This window comes from Pseudomonas putida (assembly GCF_022627325.1).
Taxonomy (GTDB): domain Bacteria; phylum Pseudomonadota; class Gammaproteobacteria; order Pseudomonadales; family Pseudomonadaceae; genus Aquipseudomonas; species Aquipseudomonas putida_X.
The window spans coordinates 829,369-851,116 of the sequence record NZ_JAETZZ010000001.1 but is presented as its reverse complement, the minus strand read 5'-3'; the positions used below and the strand labels follow the sequence as shown (position 1 = coordinate 851,116).

The 21,748-nt window shown below is 63.9% G+C and carries 25 protein-coding genes, 1 pseudogene and 1 riboswitch; of the genes and pseudogenes, 17 read left to right on the top strand and 9 right to left on the bottom strand.

Annotated elements, in window-relative coordinates; genetic code table 11:
• The 6 genes and pseudogenes from JNA92_RS03855 to JNA92_RS03830 all read left to right on the top strand — a co-directional run.
• A pseudogene (locus JNA92_RS03855) lies at window positions 1–194 on the top strand (IS110 family transposase); the annotation flags it as partial.
• A 219-nt stretch (window positions 195–413) separates the two neighbouring features.
• The gene (locus JNA92_RS03850; protein WP_241803387.1) at window positions 414–1,580 is read left to right on the top strand and encodes a DUF1624 domain-containing protein; all 1,167 of its coding nucleotides are present in this window, start codon (window positions 414–416) and stop codon (window positions 1,578–1,580) included.
• A 28-nt stretch (window positions 1,581–1,608) separates the two neighbouring features.
• Window positions 1,609–1,806: riboswitch (cobalamin riboswitch) on the top strand.
• 110 nt (window positions 1,807–1,916) lie between these two features.
• Complete coding sequence (locus tag JNA92_RS03845) at window positions 1,917–2,927, top strand: ABC transporter substrate-binding protein (protein ID WP_241803386.1); 1,011 nt, start codon at window positions 1,917–1,919, stop codon at window positions 2,925–2,927.
• The gene (locus tag JNA92_RS03840; RefSeq protein WP_241803385.1) at window positions 2,927–3,943 is read left to right on the top strand and encodes a FecCD family ABC transporter permease; all 1,017 of its coding nucleotides are present in this window, start codon (window positions 2,927–2,929) and stop codon (window positions 3,941–3,943) included. The genes JNA92_RS03845 and JNA92_RS03840 overlap by 1 nt, the downstream gene beginning before the upstream one ends.
• Entirely contained in the window at window positions 3,940–4,728 is a 789-nt protein-coding gene (locus JNA92_RS03835) for an ABC transporter ATP-binding protein (RefSeq protein ID WP_241803384.1), read from the top strand. The genes JNA92_RS03840 and JNA92_RS03835 overlap by 4 nt, the downstream gene beginning before the upstream one ends.
• Before the next feature lie 16 nt (window positions 4,729–4,744).
• Complete coding sequence (locus JNA92_RS03830; RefSeq protein WP_241803383.1) at window positions 4,745–5,179, top strand: pseudoazurin; 435 nt, start codon at window positions 4,745–4,747, stop codon at window positions 5,177–5,179.
• A 7-nt stretch (window positions 5,180–5,186) separates the two neighbouring features.
• Here JNA92_RS03830 and JNA92_RS03825 read toward each other — a convergent pair whose 3' ends face one another.
• On the bottom strand, window positions 5,187–5,687 hold the full coding sequence (locus tag JNA92_RS03825; RefSeq protein ID WP_241803382.1) for a GNAT family N-acetyltransferase: 501 nt from the start codon (window positions 5,685–5,687) through the stop codon (window positions 5,187–5,189).
• Between the two features lie 117 nt (window positions 5,688–5,804).
• Here JNA92_RS03825 and JNA92_RS03820 point away from each other — a divergent pair, with 117 nt between their 5' ends.
• The 3 genes from JNA92_RS03820 to JNA92_RS03810 all read left to right on the top strand — a co-directional run bounded on the left by JNA92_RS03820 (window position 5,805) and on the right by JNA92_RS03810 (window position 7,699).
• Window positions 5,805–6,269: a hypothetical protein gene (locus JNA92_RS03820; protein ID WP_241803381.1), complete on the top strand. Its 465-nt coding sequence runs from the start codon at window positions 5,805–5,807 to the stop codon at window positions 6,267–6,269.
• A 158-nt stretch (window positions 6,270–6,427) separates the two neighbouring features.
• Window positions 6,428–6,799, top strand: a complete 372-nt coding sequence (locus JNA92_RS03815) for a hypothetical protein (protein WP_241803380.1) — start codon at window positions 6,428–6,430, stop codon at window positions 6,797–6,799.
• A gap of 123 nt (window positions 6,800–6,922) precedes the next feature.
• On the top strand, window positions 6,923–7,699 hold the full coding sequence (locus JNA92_RS03810; RefSeq protein WP_241803379.1) for a ParA family protein: 777 nt from the start codon (window positions 6,923–6,925) through the stop codon (window positions 7,697–7,699).
• A 21-nt stretch (window positions 7,700–7,720) separates the two neighbouring features.
• On the opposite strand, the gene JNA92_RS03805 is transcribed toward JNA92_RS03810, so the two are convergent.
• From JNA92_RS03805 to JNA92_RS03790, 4 genes are read right to left on the bottom strand one after another with little or no spacing between them, the layout of a single operon-like run.
• Window positions 7,721–8,455 carry an amino acid ABC transporter ATP-binding protein gene (locus tag JNA92_RS03805; protein WP_241803378.1) on the bottom strand — a complete coding sequence of 245 codons (735 nt, stop codon included), beginning with the start codon at window positions 8,453–8,455 and terminating at the stop codon, window positions 7,721–7,723.
• A complete protein-coding gene (locus tag JNA92_RS03800) occupies window positions 8,442–9,089 on the bottom strand; it encodes an amino acid ABC transporter permease (RefSeq protein ID WP_241803377.1) in 648 nt (215 codons plus the stop codon). Before JNA92_RS03800 ends, JNA92_RS03805 begins: the two co-directional genes overlap by 14 nt.
• Window positions 9,089–9,754, bottom strand: a complete 666-nt coding sequence (locus JNA92_RS03795; protein WP_241803376.1) for an amino acid ABC transporter permease — start codon at window positions 9,752–9,754, stop codon at window positions 9,089–9,091. Before JNA92_RS03795 ends, JNA92_RS03800 begins: the two co-directional genes overlap by 1 nt.
• Before the next feature lie 22 nt (window positions 9,755–9,776).
• Window positions 9,777–10,562: a transporter substrate-binding domain-containing protein gene (locus JNA92_RS03790; RefSeq protein ID WP_241803375.1), complete on the bottom strand. Its 786-nt coding sequence runs from the start codon at window positions 10,560–10,562 to the stop codon at window positions 9,777–9,779.
• 278 nt (window positions 10,563–10,840) lie between these two features.
• Between JNA92_RS03790 and JNA92_RS03785 the strand changes: the two genes are divergently transcribed.
• From JNA92_RS03785 to JNA92_RS03770, 4 genes are all read left to right on the top strand, one after another.
• Window positions 10,841–11,524 carry a FadR/GntR family transcriptional regulator gene (locus JNA92_RS03785; protein WP_241803374.1) on the top strand — a complete coding sequence of 228 codons (684 nt, stop codon included), beginning with the start codon at window positions 10,841–10,843 and terminating at the stop codon, window positions 11,522–11,524.
• A 184-nt stretch (window positions 11,525–11,708) separates the two neighbouring features.
• The gene (locus JNA92_RS03780; protein ID WP_241803373.1) at window positions 11,709–13,046 is read left to right on the top strand and encodes an MFS transporter; all 1,338 of its coding nucleotides are present in this window, start codon (window positions 11,709–11,711) and stop codon (window positions 13,044–13,046) included.
• 191 nt (window positions 13,047–13,237) lie between these two features.
• Window positions 13,238–13,687 (top strand): type II 3-dehydroquinate dehydratase, encoded by a 450-nt coding sequence (gene aroQ, locus JNA92_RS03775; protein WP_241803372.1) that lies wholly within the window; start codon window positions 13,238–13,240, stop codon window positions 13,685–13,687.
• The gene (locus JNA92_RS03770; protein ID WP_241803371.1) at window positions 13,684–14,532 is read left to right on the top strand and encodes a shikimate dehydrogenase; all 849 of its coding nucleotides are present in this window, start codon (window positions 13,684–13,686) and stop codon (window positions 14,530–14,532) included. The genes aroQ and JNA92_RS03770 overlap by 4 nt, the downstream gene beginning before the upstream one ends.
• A 53-nt stretch (window positions 14,533–14,585) precedes the next feature.
• Here JNA92_RS03770 and JNA92_RS03765 read toward each other — a convergent pair whose 3' ends face one another.
• Together JNA92_RS03765 and JNA92_RS03760 are read right to left on the bottom strand one after the other, a co-directional pair.
• On the bottom strand, window positions 14,586–15,122 hold the full coding sequence (locus JNA92_RS03765) for a thioredoxin family protein (protein WP_241803370.1): 537 nt from the start codon (window positions 15,120–15,122) through the stop codon (window positions 14,586–14,588).
• Window positions 15,112–15,387, bottom strand: a complete 276-nt coding sequence (locus JNA92_RS03760; protein WP_241803369.1) for a DUF2790 domain-containing protein — start codon at window positions 15,385–15,387, stop codon at window positions 15,112–15,114. The genes JNA92_RS03765 and JNA92_RS03760 overlap by 11 nt, the downstream gene beginning before the upstream one ends.
• A gap of 216 nt (window positions 15,388–15,603) precedes the next feature.
• On the opposite strand from JNA92_RS03760, the gene JNA92_RS03755 reads away from it, so the two are divergent.
• From JNA92_RS03755 to JNA92_RS03745, 4 genes are all read left to right on the top strand, one after another.
• Window positions 15,604–16,344 carry a response regulator gene (locus JNA92_RS03755; RefSeq protein WP_241803368.1) on the top strand — a complete coding sequence of 247 codons (741 nt, stop codon included), beginning with the start codon at window positions 15,604–15,606 and terminating at the stop codon, window positions 16,342–16,344.
• Window positions 16,341–17,627: a sensor histidine kinase gene (locus tag JNA92_RS03750; RefSeq protein WP_241803367.1), complete on the top strand. Its 1,287-nt coding sequence runs from the start codon at window positions 16,341–16,343 to the stop codon at window positions 17,625–17,627. The genes JNA92_RS03755 and JNA92_RS03750 overlap by 4 nt, the downstream gene beginning before the upstream one ends.
• Window positions 17,628–17,796: 169 nt before the next feature.
• The gene (locus JNA92_RS25815) at window positions 17,797–17,931 is read left to right on the top strand and encodes a hypothetical protein (protein ID WP_277817995.1); all 135 of its coding nucleotides are present in this window, start codon (window positions 17,797–17,799) and stop codon (window positions 17,929–17,931) included.
• A gap of 16 nt (window positions 17,932–17,947) precedes the next feature.
• Complete coding sequence (locus tag JNA92_RS03745; RefSeq protein ID WP_241803366.1) at window positions 17,948–18,451, top strand: HvfX family Cu-binding RiPP maturation protein; 504 nt, start codon at window positions 17,948–17,950, stop codon at window positions 18,449–18,451.
• 72 nt (window positions 18,452–18,523) lie between these two features.
• Here JNA92_RS03745 and JNA92_RS03740 read toward each other — a convergent pair whose 3' ends face one another.
• Both JNA92_RS03740 and JNA92_RS03735 read right to left on the bottom strand, forming a co-directional pair.
• On the bottom strand, window positions 18,524–19,075 hold the full coding sequence (locus tag JNA92_RS03740) for a DUF4174 domain-containing protein (protein WP_241803365.1): 552 nt from the start codon (window positions 19,073–19,075) through the stop codon (window positions 18,524–18,526).
• A gap of 246 nt (window positions 19,076–19,321) precedes the next feature.
• On the bottom strand, window positions 19,322–21,682 hold the full coding sequence (locus JNA92_RS03735; RefSeq protein WP_241803364.1) for a DNA polymerase II: 2,361 nt from the start codon (window positions 21,680–21,682) through the stop codon (window positions 19,322–19,324).
• Between the last annotated feature and the right edge of the window lie 66 nt (window positions 21,683–21,748).

Here is a 21,748-nt window from a genome sequence, read left to right as displayed (position 1 = left end):
GTTTGCTGCATAACGCAGCAATGGCGGCCAGCAGGTCGGCCGCTTGGAAAGGGGTATATGAGCAGTACAGAAACAGCGGTAAGGCAACGACCCAGGCGTTGGTAATTCTGGCCAGGAAGCTCGCACGAGTGGCATTCGCCCTGATGAGAAATCAGGACGAATACGTTACCAAAGGCGGGAAAATGGCTTGCTGAGAACCATAGAATCTCCCACCTGGATTGCGCCGGCTTTAGAATGGGGCAAGACGGTTGCTTGTACAGGTAAAGCGCAGGCCTGAAGAGCTGCGCGGTCGCGGTGGGCCGGCTTGCCGGCGATGAGGCCTGCACAGCCACTGCAAAAATCACTACCTTGCGCAGGTGGAAATGTTAGAGAATAACATTTCATTTGACATACATCCTGCCTGCGATACCTCCATGACAAGCTCCGCCGCCACCCCAGCCCTGCTCACCCAGCGCCTGCAGAGCATCGATGCCCTGCGCGGTCTGGTGATCCTGTTCATGCTGCTCGACCACGTTCGCGAAACCTTCTTCCTGCACCACCAGGTCAGCGACCCGATGAGCATCGACACCACCGACCCGTCGCTGTTCTTCAGCCGCACCCTGGCCCACCTGTGCGCCCCGGTGTTCGTCCTGCTGACCGGCCTGTCGGCCTGGCTGTACGGCGAGAAGCATCAGGGCCGCAGCGATGTTTCGGCGTTCCTGTTCAAGCGCGGCCTGTTCCTGGTGGTGCTGGAGTTCACCCTGGTGAACTTCGCCTGGACCTTCCAATTGCCCCCCAGTGTCATCTACCTGCAGGTGATCTGGGCCATCGGGGTAAGCATGATCGCTCTGTCGCTGCTGGTGTGGCTGCCGCGCCCGGCGCTGATTGTGCTGGGCGCAGTGATCATCGCCGGCCACAACCTGCTCGACGGCCTGCACTTTGCCACCGAGTCGGCGCTGCATGTGCCGTGGGCGATCCTGCATGACCGTGGCTGGCTGGAACTTTCTGACAGCCTGCGCCTGCGCACCTCCTACCCGGTACTGCCGTGGATCGGCGTGATTGCCTTGGGCTATGGCCTGGGCCCATGGTTCGCCCGTGGCAGCGATGCCAGCCAGCGTCAGTACCGCCTGCTGCTGGCAGGGGTCATCGCCCTGCTCGGTTTCATGGTGCTGCGCATGCTCAATGGCTACGGCGAGGCGCCGTGGAGCGGCTACCCGACGCTTACCCAGACCGTGATGAGTTTCTTCAACATCACCAAATACCCGCCCTCGTTGCTGTTCCTGGCCCTGACCCTGGGGTGCGGCCTGCTGCTGCTGCGCGCCTTCGAACGTGCAGGGCAAACACGCTGGATCGGTGCCCTGGCGGTGTTCGGCGCGGCGCCGATGTTCTTCTACCTGCTGCACCTGTACGTGCTGAAACTGCTGTACCTGGCCAGCGTCGCCCTGTTCGGCCGCAATCACGGCGATTACTTCGGGCTCGACGGCATGGGCGCGGTGTGGCTGGGCGCTGTGCTGCTGGCCGTGGCGCTGTACCTGCCGGTGCACGGGTTTGCCAGGCTCAAGGCGCGCCGACGCGACATCACCTGGCTCAAGTACTTCTGATTCAGCGTTTTCACCGGCTGCCTGATGGTCTACCATGCGGGCCGCCGGTTTCCACCACGGAAACAATAGGGAATCCCAAGCCGCCCAGGCGCGCCAAACGGAACTGCCCCCGCAACTGTAGGTGCCGAGCCCGCTCCATCGATGCCACTGGATCCGCTGATCCGGGAAGGCCGGAGCCGGGTGATGACGCACCAGTCAGGAGACCTGCCGGCTTACATCTACCAACCGGCGGGGTGTCCGGGATTGGCCATCAGAGTTGCCCCTGTCGCATGAGGGGCTCGGCGATGCCTGTCCGCGCGTTCCTTCCGTGAACTGTCCGATAGGAGATCGCCCCGCATGCTGTCCCGTTTCGCCACCCTGCTTGTCGGCCTGAGCCTCACGGGCGCGGCACAGGCCGCCGCCACGCACTATCCGCTGACCGTGGACAACTGCGGCATGCCGCAAACCTTCGCCCACGCCCCCGCACGCGCTGTGACCATCGGCCAGGCCGGCACCGAAATCCTCTACGCGCTGGGGTTGGGCGACAAGCTGGCCGGCACATCGCTGTGGTTCAACAACGTCTTGCCCGAGTACAAGGCGCAGAATGACAAGGTGCCGCGCCTGGCCGACAACGACCCAAGCTTCGAAGCGGTGGTGGGCAAGCGCCCCGAGCTTGTGGCGGTACAGTTCGAATGGATGGTTGGCGCCCAGGGCGTGGTCGCGACCCGTGAGCAGTTCAACGAACTGAAGATTCCCACCTACCTGCTGCCCTCGGACTGCGAAGGCAAGGACAACCTGGTGGGGGCCGATGGCACGCGGCTGCAGGCGTTTCAGGTCCAGAGCATTTACAAGAGCGTCAGCCAGCTGGCAGAAATCTTCGACGTCCAGGACCGTGGCGCGGCACTGAACAGCGACCTCCAGGCACGCCTGGACGGCGCCAGGCAACAACTGGCCGGCAAAGACCTGAGCCAGACCTCTGCGCTGTTCTGGTTCTCCAGCGCCGACCTCGACATCGACCCCTACGTCGCGGGCCGCCAGGGCGTGGCAGACTTCATGCTGCGCACCCTGGGTGTGCGCAACGTGGTCGAGTCCACCGAAGAATGGCCCACGGTGGGTTGGGAAACCCTCGCCAAGGCCAACCCGACGTGGCTGATCATCGCCCGCATGGATCGCCGCCGCTTTCCGGCCGATGACTACCAGAAGAAGCTCGACTTCCTGCACAGCGACCCGGTAACCAAGCACATGGATGCCGTGAAAAACAACCGCATCATCATCCTCGACGCCGATGCCATGCAGGCCGGTATCCGCCTGTTCCGGGGCCTGCAGACCCTGTCGGCAGCCTTCGCCAGCGGTAAAGCGGCGCCGTGATGAAGCGTCTGTTGCCCTGCTCTGCACTGGCCCTGATGGCCCTGCTCGGCGCACTGCTCGCCGGCACTGCCATCGGCGAGACCAGCGTGTCACCCCGCGTGGTGTACCAGGTACTGGCCAACCAGCTGTGGCAGGCCGGTTACCCGGTCGACCCGATCGACGCCGGTATCGTCTGGAACTACCGCCTGACGCGCACGCTGGTCGCCGCCGCCTGCGGCGCAGGGCTGGCGACCTGTGGGGTGATCCTGCAGGCCCTGCTGCGCAACCCGCTGGCCGAACCCTACTTGCTGGGCCTGTCAGCCGGGGCATCGACCGGCGCCGTGCTGGTGGGCCTGCTGGGCCTGGGCAGCATTGCCCTGAGCATGTCCGGCGGCGCCTTCGTCGGCGCCGTCGCAGCCTTCGCGCTGGTCCTGGTGCTGGCCCGCGCCGCTGGCCCGAGCAGCAACAACGCCCAAGTGATCCTGGCAGGGATTGCCGGCTCGCAACTGTTCAACGCCCTGACGGCGTTTCTGATCACCAAATCAGCCACCGCCGAGCAGGCTCGCGGCATCCTGTTCTGGCTGCTGGGCAACCTCAGTGGCGTGCGCTGGCCATCCGTATGGCTGGCCATGCCGGTGGCACTGTTCGGGCTGGTGGTGTGCCTGTGGCACCGGCGCACACTGGACGCCTTCACCTTCGGCGCTGATTCGGCGGCGTCGATGGGCATCGCGGTGCGGCGCAGCCAATTGCTGCTGATCAGCTGCGCGGCGCTGGTGACGGCGGTGATGGTGTCCATCGTCGGCGCCATCGGTTTTGTCGGGCTGGTCATCCCGCATGCCCTGCGCCTGTTGCTCGGCCCAGGCCACAGCCGCCTGCTGCCGGCCAGCGCCCTGGGCGGTGCGCTGTTCCTGATCGCCGCAGACATGCTTTCGCGCACGCTGATCCCGGGCCAGGTGATCCCGGTAGGGGTGGTCACCGCGCTGATCGGCGCACCGGTGTTTGCGCTGATCCTGGTCAGCCGCAGGGGGCGCGCATGACGGCCATGACACCGCCGAAAGTCGCTCCGCTCGCCTGCCAAGGCTTGGGCTTGCAACTGGCGGGCAACCCCGTGCTACGCGACATCAACCTGACGGTCGTCGCGGGTGAAACCCTTGGCATCGTCGGCCCGAATGGCTCCGGCAAATCGTCCCTGCTCAAACTGCTGGCCGGGCTGCGCACGCCGCATAGCGGCGGCGTGCAATTGCTCGGCGAGCCGCTTGCACGCCTGCCGCGTCGGCGCATCGCCCAGGCCTTGGCGCTGGTCGAGCAACAGGCCGACACCCTCGACGCCATCAGCGTGTTCGACGCCGTGGCGCTAGGGCGTACCCCATGGCTGTCCGCCCTGGCGCCGTTTTCCCAGGAGGATCGTACGATCGTCGAGCAGGCCCTGGCCGACCTCGATGCCTCGCACCTGCGTAGCCGTATCTGGGGTTCGCTGTCCGGTGGCGAACGCCAGCGCGTACACATTGCCCGCGCCCTGGCCCAGCGCCCGCAGGTGCTGCTGCTCGATGAGCCGACCAACCACCTCGACATCCAGCATCAGCTGAGCCTGCTGCAACAGGTACAGGCGTTACCGGTAACCACCCTGGTGGCCCTGCACGACCTGAACCAGGCGCTGACCTGCGACCGCGTGGCGGTGCTCGAACACGGCCGCCTGGTCGCCCTCGGCGATCCGCTTGAGGTACTGAGCCCCGAGCGTTTGCTGAGCACCTTCGGCGTACACGCCCGCTACCTCACCGACCCCTTCGACGGCGCGCGCATCCTGCGCTTTCGCGCCCCCTGAACCAGGAAGCTCCGGCATGCTGTTGCGCACTACCGTCCTGCTGCTCGCCAGCGCTGTGCTACCTCTCGCCGCGCTGGCCGATGTGCACGAAGTGAAGATGCTCAACCGCGGGGCGGCAGGCTCGATGATCTACGAGCCCGACCACCTGCGTATCGCTCCGGGTGATACGGTACGTTTCGTGCCGACCCAGAGCGGCCACAACGCAGCCAGCCTGCCCGGGTTGCTACCGGAGGGCGCCGTGGCGTTCAAGAGCAAGCTGAACCAGCCCTTCGAGCAGACCTTCACGGTGCCAGGGGTGTACGGCATCCAGTGCATCCCGCACCTGGCGATGGGCATGGTGATGCTGATTCAGGTAGGCGATGCCCGCTTGACCGAATTGCCAGCGGCGTTGCCTGCCCGGGCACGCACGCGCCTGGCAGCTCAACTGCAGCAGTTGGAGGCCGGCCAATGACCGGTTCCTAAACCGCCTGCCACTGCTCCATGTGCGTAGTCAGCCACACCGGGTCATCCTCTACGTCGACCACCACAAAGCCCTGGCGCTCCCAGAACCGGATCGCACCCGGCAGAAACGGATGGGTGTGCAGGTACAGGCAGTCGACACCTGCCTCGACGGCGTGCTCACGCAAGGCCTGGAACAACGCCGCGGCCAAGCCGTTGCGCCGGTAGCCGGGCAGCACGAACAGGCGGACGATTTCAACGACGCGTTTGCCGTGATAATCGAGCTGATGAAAGCGATGGTCGTAGGGCAGGTAGCCGATGGTTGCGATCAAGGTGCCGTTATCCCGGGCTTCCAGAAAATGCCCGTCGCCATCGAGGTAGGTCGCCTCGAAATCGGCCAGGTCTTTGGGCAGAGGTGAATGGGCGAGCATGGGGAAGAGCTCCCGGCGGGCCTTGTCGACGAAGGCTACGACTTCATCGATGGCGTCACGGCCGGGTGTTTGGAAAGTCCAGTCGGGCATGGGATCGAAGCGATGGCCTGGTAAAAGGTTCCCTACCCTACCGCATCGGACGGCCCAATGCATGGCCGGCCCGATCTCGCTATACTCCTCGCCCTAGAACGCGCCCAAGGCCAGCCCATGCCCCGCCTCTGCAAGTTGTTGCTGCCGCTGTTGTTTGCCGCTGCCCTCACCGCCTGCGACCAGAAACCGACCCGCGAAGAGCAGATCGTGGCCATGCTGCCGCTGCAGGAAGCCTACGAGCACAACATAGACCGCATGGCGTCGCTGCTCACCCGCACTCACCCGCAACTCGACGAAGAGACAATCCGCAGCGTGCTGCGCAAGCACCTCACGGTCGAGGACCAGCGCCAGGACCTGTTCAAGCTCTACAGCGAAAAGAACTTCAGCGACGCCGAGTTCGCCACCATCGTCCAGGTCACCCGCGACCCCGCCAAGGCCCAGGCCCTGGAGCAGACCGAGGACGGCCAGCGGCTGAGCGCCAAGCTTACCCGGCTGATGCGCGAGACCGCACGCGACGAGAAGGCCCAGGCGCTGGCACAGAAGCGCTTGCAGCAGGTGGAGGACGAGCTGAATGGGTTGTAACCGCGCAGTACTGTAGGCGCTGCGACCCTCTCACTGGGAGTGGCGCAGGCGCACAGCGAAGCTGACAGGCGTTCAATGGCGGCCACCCGTCGGTTGCACGGCACCTCCCACCCCGCCGGCCAGCCGAAGATTGGGTAATCACTTTACTGGAGATCACCATGAAACGGTTGACCCATCATGCGCTGCTGCTCGCCCTTTGCCTGGGCGCCGGCACATCCGCCGCCTTGGCGGCGACCGACATCAACGACAACGGTAACTCGCCCCCAGGCCCTGGCACGATGGCAGTCGACAAGGGGGGTGCGACGGGCGCGGGTGTGCCTGCCGATGCCACCGGCAGCGGAACGGGCAGCAACGACACCGACAACACTGGCGGAGATGGCACTACCAAAGGCTCGGAGAGCAGTGGATCCCAGGGCTCCGGTGGGGCGTCGGGCTCCGGCAGTGGTAGCGGCAGCAGTGGTAGCGGCAGCAGTGGTAGCGGCAGCAGTGGTAGCGGCAGCAGTGGTAGCGGGTCAGGGAGCGGGGGCTGAGCAGGTCCCGCGCAGGCCGGGTTTATCGTGACCAGAGGTAACGGCCGTTGTCATAAAACTGTCGTGTGTTGGTCATAGGATTGACCCCAACCTGACATTTCTCTCTTCATGGATGAGCGTCCAATGCGTCGTGTGGTTTTCAATCAGAAAGGTGGCGTGGGCAAATCAAGCATCGCCTGCAACCTTGCCGCCGCCAGTGCAGCCGAAGGTTACCGCACGTTGCTGGTGGACCTCGACGCACAGGCCAACGCCACCTACTACCTCACTGGCCTGGCCAACGACGCCATCCCCGCCGGCATCGCCGACTTCTTTCGCCAGACGCTGTCGCCCGTCACCGCTGCGGGCAAGAAGCACCGCGTGGCAATCACCGAAACCCGTTACCGCAACCTGCACCTGGTGACCGCCAGCCCCGACCTCAGCGACTTGCAGAGCAAACTGCAGAGCAAGTTCAAGATCAACAAGCTGCGCAAGCTGCTGCTGGCGCTGAGCGAGGATTACGAACGGATCTATATCGACACCCCGCCTGCGCTCAACTTCTATACCCTCAGCGCCTTGGTGGCGGCTGAGCGCCTGTTGATCCCGTTCGACTGCGACAGCTTCTCGCGCCAGGCGCTGCACAGTGTCATGGCCCAGGTCGAGGAACTGCGCCTGGACCACAACCCCGCGCTGCGAGTGGAAGGCGTGGTGGTCAACCAGTTCGCCGGCCGCACAGCACTGCATCAGACCTTGGTTGACCAACTGCGCAGCGAGGGCATGCCTGTGCTGCCGGTGTATTTGAGCAGCTCGATCAAGATGCGAGAGTCGCACCTGGCGTCGGTGCCGCTGGTACACCTGGCACCGCGGCACAAACTGGCGATGGAGTTCGCCGACCTGCTGGACGTGCTGGAGCGGGCGGCCTGAGCTGCAGCCGCCGCGGCAGGCTCAGGCCGATACCACCGAGCCGATGAAATTGGCCAGCTCGGCCGTTTTCGGTGCAGCGAACACTTCACCCGGGTTACCCACTTCATGCACCTTGCCATGGTGCATGAACACCAGCTTGTCGCCCACTTCGCGGGCAAAGCGCATCTCATGGGTGACCATGATCAAGGTCATGCCTTCGCTGGCCAGCTGGCGCACCACGCCCAACACTTCGTTGACCAGCTCGGGGTCGAGCGCCGAGGTGATTTCGTCGCACAGCAGCACCCTGGGCGACATGGCCAGCGCCCTCGCGATCGCCACCCGCTGTTGCTGGCCACCGGAAAGCCGATCAGGGTAGGCATCGAACTTCTCCGCCAGGCCTACCCGCGCCAGCATCTGTTCAGCCAATTGGCGCGCTTGAGCCCTGTTGGCCTTCTTCACCACCTGGGGCGCGAGCATCACGTTCTCGCCCACGCTCAGGTGCGGGAACAGGTTGAACTGCTGGAACACCATGCCCACCTTCTGCCGCAGGGAACGCAGGTCGGCGCGGCCGGCATCGAGGTACTCGCCGTCCACTTCGATCACGCCATCACTGATCGACTCCAGGCCATTGAGGGTGCGCAACAAGGTACTTTTGCCCGAGCCGCTGCGGCCGATGATCGCGACCACCTCGCCCTCTTCGATGCTCAGGTCGACGCCCTTGAGCACATGGTTGTCGCCGTAGTATTTGTGCAGCGCGGACACTCTAAGCAGGGGCATGCAGCCTCCTTTCCAGATAACGGGCGCTCAGCGAGAGCGGGTAACAGAGGATGAAGTAACCCAGCGCAACCAGGCCATAGACCATGAACGGCTCGAAGGTGGCGTTGGCCAGCATGCCACCGGTCTTGGTCAACTCGGTGAAACCGATGATCGAGGTGACGGCAGTGCCTTTGACCACCTGCACCGAAAAGCCCACGGTCGGCGCGACGGCGATGCGCAACGCCTGTGGCAGGATCACATGGCGCAGTTGCTCCATGCGGCTCATTGCCAGGCTACCGGACGCCTCCCACTGGCCGTTTGGAATGGACTCGACACAACCACGCCAGATCTCGGCAAGAAACGCACTGGTGAACAGTGTCAGGGCAATGGCTGCCGCCATCCAGGCAGACACATCCAGGCCGAACAAGGCAATGCCGAAAAACACCATGAACAGTTGCATCAGCAATGGTGTGCCTTGAAACAGCTCGATATAACCGCGCGCCAGGCCACGCAGCCACGGCCGTTGAGAAATGCGGGCGACCAGCACCAGCAACCCGGCCAAGCCACCGCACAAGAACGCCACCAGCGACAGCAGCAAGGTCCATTGCAGGCCGATCAGCAGGTTGCGCAGGATGTCCCAGAAGGTGAAGTCCATTAACGTCTCCCCATCAGCAGACGGTGCCCCAGCCATGCCAGCAATTGGCGCAAGGCGATGGCCATGACCAGGTAGAGCACGGTGGTCAGCAGGTAGGTTTCGAATGCGCGGAAGTTGCGCGACTGGATGAAGTTGGCGGCGAACGACAGCTCCTCGGTGGCGATTTGCGAGCACACCGCCGAGCCGAGCATGACGATCACGATCTGGCTGGTCAGTGCCGGCCATACCTTGGCCAGGGCCGGCTGCAGCACCACATGCCGAAAGGCCTCGAAGCGGCTCATGGCCAAGGCCGCGGCAGCTTCCAGCTGGCCTTTGGGAATGGCCTGAATGCCCGCCCTGATGATCTCGGTGGAGTAGGCCCCCAGGTTGATCACCATGGCCAGCACCGCCGCCTGCCACTCGGTCAGGCGAATGCCCAGTGCTGGCAGGCCGAAGAAGATGAAGAACAGCTGGACGATGAAGGGTGTGTTGCGGATCAGCTCCACGTACAAGCCAAACAGCGTGTCGAAGGGCCGCACACGCCAGGCGCGTACACCCGCGCCGAGCACGCCGATGGCCACGCCCAGCAAGGTGCCGACCGCCGTAAGCTGCAGGGTGAACCAGGCGCCCTTGAGCAACAAGGGGGCCTGGGCCAGCACAGGGGCGAAGTCGAATTCATAGGCCATGGTGGCAGGCTCCGGGTACAGCTCAGAGGTCGGCCGGCAGCGGCTGCTTCAGCCATTTTTCGGCATTGCGGTTGAGGCTGCCGTCAGCCTTGGCGGCTTCGAGCGTGGCGTTCACTTTGTCCAGCAGCGCCGGCTCGTTCTTGGCCAGCCCCACATAGACAGGCGACTCCTTGAGCTTGACCTTGACCACAGGCACCTTGGCCGGGTTCTTCTGGGCAATGGCGGCCATTACCACGCTGCCGCTGGCGATCAGTTCGACCTGGCCGGAGAGGTAGGCGGCGATGGTCGAGTTGTTGTCTTCAAAGCGCTTGATCACCGCCCCCTTGGGCGCTACGGCGCTCAGCTCCATGTCCTCGATCGAGCCGCGGGTAACGCTGATGGTCTTGCCAGCGACAGCGTCGATACCGGCGATGTCCACCTCGGCCGGGCCGAATACCGCCAGGTAGAACGGCGCATAGGGCCGGGAGAAATCGATCACCGCCGCACGTTCCGGGTTCTTGCCGAGGCTAGAAATCACCAGGTCGACCTTACCGGTGGTGAGGAACGGGATGCGGTTGGTGCTGTTTACCGGGGTCAGGGCCAGCTTCACACCCAGCTTGTCTGCCAGCAGTTGTGCCGTGTCGATGTCCAGGCCACGGGGTTTGAGGTCTGGCCCTACCGAGCCGAAGGGGGGGAAGTCCTGGGGCACTGCCACCTTGAGCACGCCACGGGCGCTGATGTCGGCCAGGGCATCAGCCTGGGCGGTTGGCAGCACGAGGGCGCTGCTGCAGAACAGGCTGGCCAGGAACAAGGTGCGGAATGTCTTCATGGTGTGGCCTCGCAGATAACCAGGGAAAAGTGTGCTGGCTGGCCAGTGCACGGGCCATGCCAACAACCCTGCGGGCCCTGGTACAACGTGCTCAAGCCCTGAGCTGAACGGTCTTACTGGTCTGAACAGTTGCCTGACCGTGCGCCTGCCCTGCCGTCGTCACGCCCCGCTTTTGTGCAAGGCCGCATTCGCCTGCTTCAGGGCGGAGCAATGCTTGCAAGCGCCTGCCAATGGCCGTAAAAAGCCAAGGTCATCGCCCTCCGACCGGTCTGAACAGTATGCTCGACACCCTACCCCGCGCCGTCCCCGAACAGGCCCTGCAAGGCATTCGCAAATTGATCGAAGACGGCGGCTATCAGCCCGGCGATGCGCTGCCCTCGCAGCGCGACCTTGCCGAGCAGCTGGGGGTCAGCAGGGCCTCTCTGCGAGAAGCGCTGTCCTCGCTCAGCGCGCTGGGCTTGGTGAGCGTGCAGCCGGGCAAAGGGGTGTTCGTGCAAGCGCCAACGCCTTCGGCATTTGCCTGGCCTTATGCCGAACAGGTTTCGGCGAGCGACACCTTCCAACTGCGCTATGCCTTGGAGGGATTTGCCGCTGGGCAGGCGGCGCTGGCGCTCACCGCTGACGATATCGATCGCCTGGAGCTGAACGTGGAGGCGATGCGTCAGGAGTTGCGCGCGGGCCGCTTCGAAGCCGCCGCACGCCTGGATTTCGCCTTCCACCAACAGTTGCTGCAAGCCTGCGGTAACCACGCCATGCTGCAGGTGATCACCGCCAGCCAGGAGATCTTCCTGGAAAGCCAGAAGCTGCCCTTCATCCGCCCGGAACGGGCGATGGAAACCTGGCAGGAACATCGCAAGATCCTGCGCGCCCTGGCCCGCCGCTCACAGGCGGCGGCGCAAAAAGCGATGCAGGAGCATATTCGCAACGCGGCTTCGCGCACCGGGGTGGTGTTCTCGGTTTAACCCCCGCTGACTGCCGAGGCTTGGCCACCCAAAGGTCTCACGCGGTCAAAACAGATATCTGGGCGTCGTCCTCGAAAAAGCGCCCCTTCGCTCACACCGGTTTACTGCCTGCAACAACAACGACGACGCGGCCAGACCGCCTCGCTAATCCGCCAGGCTGCCTTTGAAACCGGAGCGTATCCACATGTCCGCATCTCACGAGGTATCCCCCGCCACCCTGCGCCGGGTCATCGCCGCCTCGGCCATCGGCAACTTCGTCGAATGGTTCGACTTTGCCGTTTACGGCTTTCTCGCAACGATCATCGCCAGCCAGTTTTTCGCCAGCGGCGATGCCAGCGTGGCCTTGCTCAAGACCTTCGCCGTTTTCGCCGTGGCCTTCGCCTTGCGGCCACTGGGCGGGATCGTGTTCGGGGCACTGGGTGACCGGCTGGGACGCAAACGTATCTTGTCACTGACCATCCTGCTGATGGCCGGCTCCACCACACTGATCGGCCTGCTGCCGACCTACGCCAGCATCGGCCTTGCCGCGCCCGCGCTATTGACCCTTGCGCGCTGCCTGCAGGGGTTCTCCGCAGGCGGTGAGTATGCAGGGGCCTGTGCCTACCTGATGGAACATGCACCGCAAAACAAGCGGGCCTTCTATGGCAGCTTCGTGCCCGTGTCGACCTTCTCGGCCTTCGCCTGCGCGGCGGTGATCGCCTTCGGCCTTGAGGCGAGCCTGTCGGCCGAAGCGATGGCGGCCTGGGGCTGGCGCATACCGTTCCTGGTGGCTGCGCCGCTGGGCCTGGTGGGCCTGTACCTGCGCTGGCGCATGGAGGAAACTCCAGCGTTTCGCGAGGCCATCGCCCAAGGCAAGACCCATGAGCATTCGCCACTCAAGGACACGTTGCGTAACCATGGCCGGGCCATCCGCAACCTGGGTGCCTTCATCTCGCTCACTGCGTTGTCCTTCTACATGTTCACCACCTACTTCGCCACCTACCTGCAGATGGTCGGCAACCTGACACGCGCCCAGTCGCTGCTGGTGACCACGGTAGCGCTGGTGTTCGCCGCCATCGGTTGTCCGCTGGCCGGCGCGTTCTCCGACCGCGTCGGGCGGCGCAAGACCATTGGCTTCACCTGCCTGTGGGTGATGGTGTGCGTATTCCCGGCCTATTGGCTGGCCAGTTCCGGGTCAGTGCCCGCCGCGCTGCTGGGGGTCATCCTGTTGGCGGTAGGCGCACTGTCCAGTGGTGTGGTGACCGCCGCATTGCTGTCGGAGAGTTTCCCGACCCACACGCGTTACACCGCTTCGGCGATTACCTACAACGTGGCCTATACGTTGTTTGGCGGCACCGCACCGTTGGTGGCGACCTGGCTTATCGGACAGACCGGCAGCAGCCTGGCACCGGCGTTCTATCTGGTGGCCATCGCGCTGGTGGCGCTGGTGGGCGGGTTGGCGTTGCCGGAAACATCGCGAATATCGTTGCATGAAGAGACCCCTGACGGTGAGGTGGGTCGCGGGGTTGCCAACAGCATCTGAGATGTGGGGCTGCACTGCAGCCCCATAGCAGCGACAAGCATCGCTTTCGAGGGGCGCACCCGCGCTGAAAACGCCGTGTTCGGGGTTCGATAATCGCCCACTTTCCACGCTGCGACACTCAACCCAATTGACGAAACTAACCAGGTGGTACAAACATACGGGCATTCAACAACAACAAAGTGATGCCCGCCATGAAGCCCCTTATCCTCGTGCTCAACGGCCCCAACTTGAACATGCTGGGTACTCGCGAGCCTGCGCAGTACGGCCGTGAAACCCTTGCTGACCTGGCCCAAAGCTGCGCAGACACCGCGCAGGCCCACGGCCTGGAAATCGAATTCCGCCAGACCAACCACGAAGGCGATCTGATCGACTGGATCCACGCTGCCCGTGGTCGCTGCGCCGGTATCGTGATCAACCCCGGTGCCTGGACCCACACTTCGGTGGCCATCCGCGACGCGCTGGTCGCCAGCGAGGTGCCGGTGATCGAAGTGCACCTCTCCAACGTGCACAAGCGCGAGCCGTTCCGCCACCTGTCGTTCGTCTCCTCGATCGCGGTGGGTGTGATCTGCGGTTTGGGCAGCCACGGCTACCGCATGGCTCTGGCGCACTTCGCCGAAATGTTCCAGGAGCAGCCAGCATGACTCAGCCGGCCATCCTCGCCGGCCTGATCGGCCGTGGCATTCAGCTGTCGCGCACCCCTGCCCTGCATGAACATGAAGGCGATGCGCAGGACTTGCGCTACCTCTATCGCTTGATCGACGCAGACCAGCTGCAACTGCAAGACAGCGCCTTGGCGCAATTGCTCGAAGCGGCCCAGCACACCGGCTTCACTGGGCTCAATATCACCTACCCGTTCAAGCAGGCGATCCTGCCGCTGCTCGACGAGCTGTCCGACGAGGCCAGGGGCATCGGTGCGGTCAACACCGTGGTGCTCAAGGACGGCAAGCGTGTGGGCCATAACACCGACTGCCTGGGCTTCGCCGAAGGCTTGCGCCGCGGCTTGCCCGACGTCGCGCGCCGGCAGGTGGTGCAGATGGGTGCGGGCGGTGCTGGCTCGGCTGTGGCCCATGCGTTGCTGGGCGAAGGTGTCGAGCGGCTGGTGCTGTTCGAAGTGGATGCAGCGCGCGCCCAGGCGCTGGTCGACAACCTCAACGGCCATTTCGGCGCAGGCCGGGCCGTTGTGGGCACGGACCTGGCGGCCGAGATTGCCGAGGCGGACGGGCTGGTCAACACCACGCCGGTCGGCATGGCCAAACTGCCGGGCACACCGCTGCCGGTCGAGCTGCTGCATGCCCGGCTGTGGGTGGCGGAGATCATCTATTTCCCACTGGAAACCGAGCTGCTGCGTGCGGCACGGGCACTGGGCTGCCGCACCCTCGATGGCAGCAACATGGCCGTGTTCCAGGCGGTGAAAGCGTTCGAACTGTTCAGTGGCCGTCAGGCCAATGCCGAGCGCATGCAGGCGCATTTCGCCAGCTTCGGTTGAGCCCGTTACCGTCCCTTTCGCGGGTTTTAACCGCGAAAGGGACGGTAAACACTTCAGTCTTTTTCATCCAGCAACGCCTTTATCAACGTCTCCTGCCCGTCGTAGTCACCTTCGCCAACGTGTACATGCCGCACCTGGCCCTGGCGATCGACGAAGTAGTGCGCCGGCCAGAACTGATTACCCCAGGCATTCCACACCCGATGATCGTTGTCCACCGCCACCGGGTAGGCGATCTGAAGGCTGGCCACCTTGTTTTTCAACTGACCGACGTCATGCTCGTAGTCATACTCCGGCGTATGTACGCCCACCACGACCAGCCCCTGATCGGCGTAGCGCCGCGCCCAGTCGTTGACATGTGGCAGGCTACGCTGGCAGTTGATGCAGTCCCACGTCCAGAAGTCCACCAGCACTACCTTGCCCTTGAGTTGCGCGGCATCCAGCGCTGGCGAGTTGAGCCACTCACTGGCCCCCGACAGCGACGGCATGGCCCCGTAACTGTCGCGGGCCGCCAAGTGGCCGGCCAGCCCCAAGCCAAGGAGCGCCAAGGCCACACCGCCCACTTTCAGCAGCATGCGGCGCTCAGTTGTCATGGCAGCCACTCGTGGCATAGGTACGGTATTGCAGGCTTTGACGCTGGCCTTGGGAGTCGAGGTAGTCCATGCGGGTATTGACCAGGCCACAGGCATCGCTTTGGTCATCCTTCACCGACAGCACTTTGTGTATGTCCAGCCGGTCGCCATAGCGGTACTGCATGACGCTGGCATCCTCCATCGGCTGTGTGGTTGCCTGGGCAACCAGGGCGCCGAGGCTGAGGACAGCGAACAGGCTGGCGCTGGCGAGGGTTTTCACGTTCATGGCATCTCTCCTGACAGCTTCTGAGGGTGGGGAGTGGTGCTCCCCGGGCAGAGCCATTTCACGCGTGCCAGGTATCAGGCATGTGTCGCCTGACCCTGCGCCCTGCCTCCTGCTGTATCTGTCGCACGGCCAGATACACTGCAATACAAACCTCTGCAGGCAAGCTCATACCTGCTCGGTACACTGCGCTCATTCCCCTTGCACAGGACCCCACCGATGGAACATGTCGATCACATCCTGATCGTCGACGACGACCGTGAAATCCGCGAACTGGTCGGCAATTACCTGAAGAAGAACGGCCTGCGCACCAGCATCGTCGCCGACGGCCGGCAGATGCGAGCTTTCCTGGAAGCCAACAGTGTCGACCTGATCGTGCTCGACATCATGATGCCGGGCGATGACGGCCTGCTGCTGTGCCGTGATCTGCGCGCCGGCAAGCACCGCACTACGCCAGTGCTGATGCTGACCGCGCGCAACGACGAGACCGACCGCATCATCGGCCTGGAGATGGGCGCTGACGATTACCTGACCAAGCCATTCTCAGCCCGCGAATTACTGGCCCGCATCAACGCGGTGCTGCGCCGCACCCGCATGTTGCCGCCCAACCTGACCATCAGCGAAAGCGGCCGCCTGATCGGTTTCGGCCAGTGGCGCCTGGACACCACCGCGCGCCACCTGCTTGATAGCGCAGGCACGCTGGTGGCTCTCAGTGGCGCCGAATACCGCCTGTTGCGCGTGTTCCTCGACCATCCACAACGGGTGCTCAGCCGCGAACAGTTGCTCAACCTGACCCAAGGCCGCGAGGCCGATATCTTCGATCGCTCCATCGACCTGCTGGTCAGCCGCCTGCGCCAACGCCTGGGCGACGACGCGCGCGAACCCAGCTGCATCAAGACGGTGCGCAGTGAAGGTTATGTGTTCTCGCTGCCCGTGCAACTGCTCGAGTCGCCATCATGAAGTGGCCGCGCACCCTCGCCTCGCGCCTGGCGCTGATCTTCATCACCGGGCTGGTGCTGGCCTATGGGCTGTCGTTCAGCCTGCAGGCCTATGAGCGCTATATCAGCAGCCGCTCGATGATGCTCAGCAACCTGGAACAGGACGTCGCCACGTCAGTGGCCATCCTTGACCGCCTTCCCGCTGCTGAACGCCCCGCCTGGCTGCCCCGCCTGGAGCGGCGCACCTACCGCTATCGGCTGGACACTGGCGTGACCGGCGCGGCGATGCCAAGCGATGACCCACCCATGGCTGCCGATTCGATCGTCAAGGCCATCGGCAGCCAGTATCGCCTGACCTTCCAGGAGATACCCGGCCCGAACGCCCACTTCCAGGCGCACCTGCGTCTGGCCGACGGCGCGCCGCTGACCATCGATGTCACCCCGGCAGCTGTGCCGATCGCCACATGGCTGCCGCTGGTGTTGCTCATACAGCTTGCCGTGCTGCTGTTCTGTACCTGGCTGGCCGTGCGCCTGGCCATCGGCCCGCTGACCCGCCTGGTCAAGGCGCTTGACGACCTCGACCCGGACAAGCCCGGCAGGCTGCTGGACGAAAGCGGCCCGCGCGAAGTGAAATATGCCGCCGTCGCCTTCAACGCCTTGCAGGCGCGCATCACTGCCTATCTCAAGGAGCGCATGCAGTTGCTGGCAGCGATTTCCCATGACCTGCAAACCCCGATCACACGCATGAAACTGCGGGTCGAGGTAATGGACGAGGGCGTGGAGAAGGACAAGTTATGGCATGACCTGGATGCCATGGAGCATTTGGTCCGCGAAGGCGTAGCCTACGCCCGCAGCATGGATATCAACACCGAGCCGCCCTGCCGCATCGACCTCGACGCGTTCCTCGACAGCGTGGTGTTCGATTACCAGGACAGCGGCGCGCAGGTCGAGCGCCATGGCACTACCGGCCGTTTGCTGGAAACGCGCCCGCATGCGCTGCGCCGGGTGTTGGTCAACCTGCTGGACAATGCCCTGAAGTTTGCCGGCAAGGCGCAATTGGAGGTCAGCCATGAGCAGGGACGTATTCTGATCCGCGTGCTGGATGAAGGGCCTGGCATCCCCCAGCAAGCGCTCAGCGAAGTGCTCAAACCATTCTACCGCGTGGAAAGCTCGCGCAACCGCAGCACCGGCGGCACCGGCCTGGGCCTGGCAATCGCCCACCAACTGATCCAAGCCATGGGCGGGCAATTGGTGCTCAGCAACCGCCAGGGCGGAGGCCTGTGCGCACAGATCGAGCTGAAGTGAAACCCTGCAGGCCTTGACGCGGCGCTGCGCGCCGGACTGCAGGGGTGACATTGCCCTACACCACACGTCACTCCTTTCTGATACACAACACAGCCTGCACCGACACACTGCCGGTACGTCGTACCGCCACACTCCCGGTCACACTTTGACACACCGGGAGATTTTTTCGATGAGAGCCATCGCCCTTCCCTCTGGCTGGAGGCTGTTCGCCGCCCAGGCCGGCCTGCTCATGACCGCCATCGCCCTCAGGCTCACCGCCAAACGGGCGCTTTACCAGCGCCGCAACGCCACCGCTCTTTCCTGACGGAGTAGCACAGCCCATGACCACGCTAAAACGCACCTCGAGCCCCCTGGACTGCCTCGCAGGCTGGGGAGCGGATTTGCCATTACGGCTGTTTCTGGCCTGGGAATTCTTCGAATCCGGCCTGGAAAAATTCAACGGCAGCAACTGGTTCGGCGATATACAGGGGCGCTTCCCACTGCCCTTCAGCCTGCTGCCAGCGGAGTTGAACTGGCACCTGTCGATGTGGGCCGAACTGGTGCTGCCGCTGCTCCTGCTGCTAGGCCTTGGTACACGGCTGGCGGCGGCGGGGCTGGCATTGGTAACCGTGGTAGCGATCGTAGCGCTGCACTGGCCTGCACACTGGTCGGACCTGGCCGAACTGGCCAAGGGTTACGCCATGACCGATCTAGGCTTCGGGGCCTACAAGCTGCCTCTGATCTACCTGGCTGCATTGCTGCCCTTGCTGCTCAACGGTGCCGGTAGGCTAAGCGTTGATCACTGGATCAAACGGCACATCGCGGCCCAGGCCACAACAACATGAAATGCAAAGGGCCCGGAGCGTACGGCTCACGAGCCCTTTGTGTTTCGCCAAGCGTGATACGCGTGGCGGGTGTCAGTCTTCCAATGGCTTGGGCGGCGCAGCCGGCTTGGCTGGTTTGGCGGGTTTGCTGTCCTTGGCCTTGGGCTCCGCTGCCGCAGCGACAGGCTCCGGTGCAGTCATGGCCTTTTCGCTGGCTGGCAACTCATCGACTGCTTTGATGATGGCCTTGACGTCGATCTTTTCGTTTGTTTCGTCATCCTTGAGCATGTGGCGCTCACCATCCTTGCCAATCAGGATGACCTTGGTGCCCTTGCTGGCACCAAGCTTGAGCTCACGTATCAGCGCCATGGTGGTCTGCTGCTCAAGGTTCTTGTCCTCACGCTTGCCCATCATTCTGGCGACGCTGTAAACCACCAGGTCACGCTCCTTGAACGCGGCCTGAGTGGCAGGGTCTTTCAAGTCCTCGTTCAGCCCCCGCAAGGTCGGGTCGGCGGTACTGGGGGCAATGATCACCAATGGCCGTGCCTTGCCCAGTTCCTTGGCCAGCGGAGCGTCGCTGTCGGCGGCGAACAGGGGGCCGGTGACGGCGAGCAGGGTGGCGAGGGTCAGTGACCGGACGAGCATACGCATCTCCTTATTGTCTCGATAAACCAATGACTACAGATCACGGAGAAAAATCCGACCCGGAGCCTAAACCACTTCGAACATCAGAGGGCCAGGGAAAAGTAACTGGCGGTTTCCGATGAGGCGCGATGCCAGGATGGCAGAATTTTCGGAAACATCCGATGCCCAGATTCAGCATAGCCCAAAGCCACTAACGGCAACCTGCGCGCCCTGTTTCGCTCACCTGAGGGGACGCTTAGCCGGCACTTAGAACAGCAACAGTTGGCGGTCGGTCAACGCTGCAAAGTCATCACCGACAAAGGGCAGGATGGCGTCGGCCACAGGCTGTAGCTGGCGGCTGAGGTAGTGGTCGTAATCGATCGGCGACTGCAGGTTTTCCATGGGCTCTGGGCCGGCCGTGGTGATCACGTAACTGATCCAGCCGCCATTTTGGTATTGCCGGGCACGCCCAAGCCGGCTGTTGTACTCATCAGCCAGGCGTGCGGCGCGCACATGCGGCGGGACATTGCGCAGGTAGTCGGCCAACGGGCGACGCAGGCGTTTGCGGTAGATCAGCAGCTCATCCAGCTCACCTGCCAGGGTCTGCTGGACGAACCCGCGCACATAGTCACGATAAGGCTGGCCCCGGAAAATCCGCCCGTACAAGGCCTGCTGGAACTGCCGGGCCAAGGGCGACCAATCGGTGCGTACCGATTCCAGGCCTTTGTACACCATGTCTTCGCTGCCGTCGGCACGCTGAACCAGGCCGGCGTAGCGCTTCTTGCTGCCCTCGTCGGCGCCGCGGATGGTCGGCATCAGAAACCGCCGATAATGGGTCTCGAACTGCAACTCCAGCGCGCTTTCCAGGCCCATGGTTTCACGCAGGTGCTGCCGCCACCACTGGTTGACCTCGGCCACCAGCGCGCGGCCGGTGCGCGCGGCAGCCTCTTCATCATGTGCACCCTTGAGCCAGACGAAGGTAGAGTCGGTGTCGCCGTAGATAACGTCGTAGCCGCGTGCCTCGATCAGCGCGCGTGTCTGGCGCATGATCTGGTGCCCGCGCATGGTGATCGAAGACGCCAGGCGCGGGTCGAAGAAGCGGCAACCGCTTGACCCAAGCACCCCGTAAAACGCATTCATGATGATCTTGAGTGCCTGCGATAGCGGTGCGTTGCCTTCACGCTTGGCCTCCTCCCTGCCCTGCCACACCCGCTCGACGATGGCGGGCAGGCAATGTCGGGTGCGCGAGAAACGCCCGCCGCGAAAACCTTCGACGGAGTGCACGTCATCCGGCTGACGCAGGCCTTCGACCAGGCCCACCGGGTCGATCAGGAACGTCCGGATGATCGAGGGGTACAGGCTCTTGTAGTCGAGCACCAGCACCGAGTCATACAGCCCTGGGCGCGAGTCCATGACAAAACCGCCCGGGCTGGCCTCATCCGGGCGACTGCCCAGGTTGGGCGCGACGAAGCCCAGCCGATGCATGTGCGGGATGTACAGATGACAGAACGCTGCCACCGAGCCACCGCTGCGGTCCACCGCCAGCCCGGTCACCGACGAGCGCTCCAGCAGAAACTCCAACAGCCGGGTATGCGCAAAAATCCGCGTCACCAGCTCGCAATCCTTGAGGTTGTAACGCGCCAACGACGGCTTGTCCTCGGCGAACATGCGGTTGATCTCGTCCATGCGCTGGTAAGGCGTATCAATCGCCTTGCCTTCACCCAGCAAGGTCTGCGCGACGTTTTCCAGGCTGAACGAAGGGAAGCTCCAGGTGGCCGAGCGCAGCGCTTCGATGCCATCGATCAGCAAGCGGCCGGGCGCATCTGCAAACACGTGGCCCCGGTTGGCGTGGGCGCGCACCGTCATGGGCGCACCGTTACGTCCCAGGTTCAACGGCACCTGCAGCAGCTTGGCGTGCTCATGCAACAGGCGCAGGTCGAACTGGACCAGGTTCCAGCCAATGATCGCATCCGGATCGTGCCTGGCCATCCACTGGTTCAGGCAGTCGAGCATGGCCGCCCGGTCGTTGCAGTAATGCAGGTCGAAATCCACGGCGTCGGGCTGGCCATTGGCAGGCCCAAGCATGAATACCTGCCGCTGCCCGCAGCCTTCCAGCGCGATGCTGTACAACTCGCCGCGCTCGCTGGTCTCGATGTCCAGCGACACCAGGCGTAGCGGCGGGCGAAAGTGCGCCAAGGGTTTGAGCTGGGCCTCGCAGATGACACCGTGGGCATCAGGCTGACCGGTGAATTGCACGGCGGCGGTGATGAAGCGCTCCATCAGGTAGCGCTCGGGCGGGCGGATGTCCGCTTCGAACACCTCGACACCGGCACCGCGCAAGCGCTGCTCCAGTTGCATGAGTTGCCGGTGCTGACGGCAATACACGCCCAGCACCGGGCGATGTTGGAAGTCCTGCAGGCGCAGGGGCCTGATTTCCACACCGGCCTCGCCCGCCAGCAACAGCCGCGCGTGTTCGACCTGCGATTGCAGGATGAACGCCACCGACTCCTGCGGGGCCAGACGCAACAGCCGCGGCCCCTGGTCGGTGGCCAGCCAGAACTCCACGCAGGTACCTTGGGGCGTGTCATGCCAGTGCCGGGTCAGGACAAAGCCCTGCTGCAACTCCACTGCGTTGTCCTCGGTGCTACGGATAGGTCGAATGGGATGATTCTACCCGTGCGCGGGGTGGCTGTG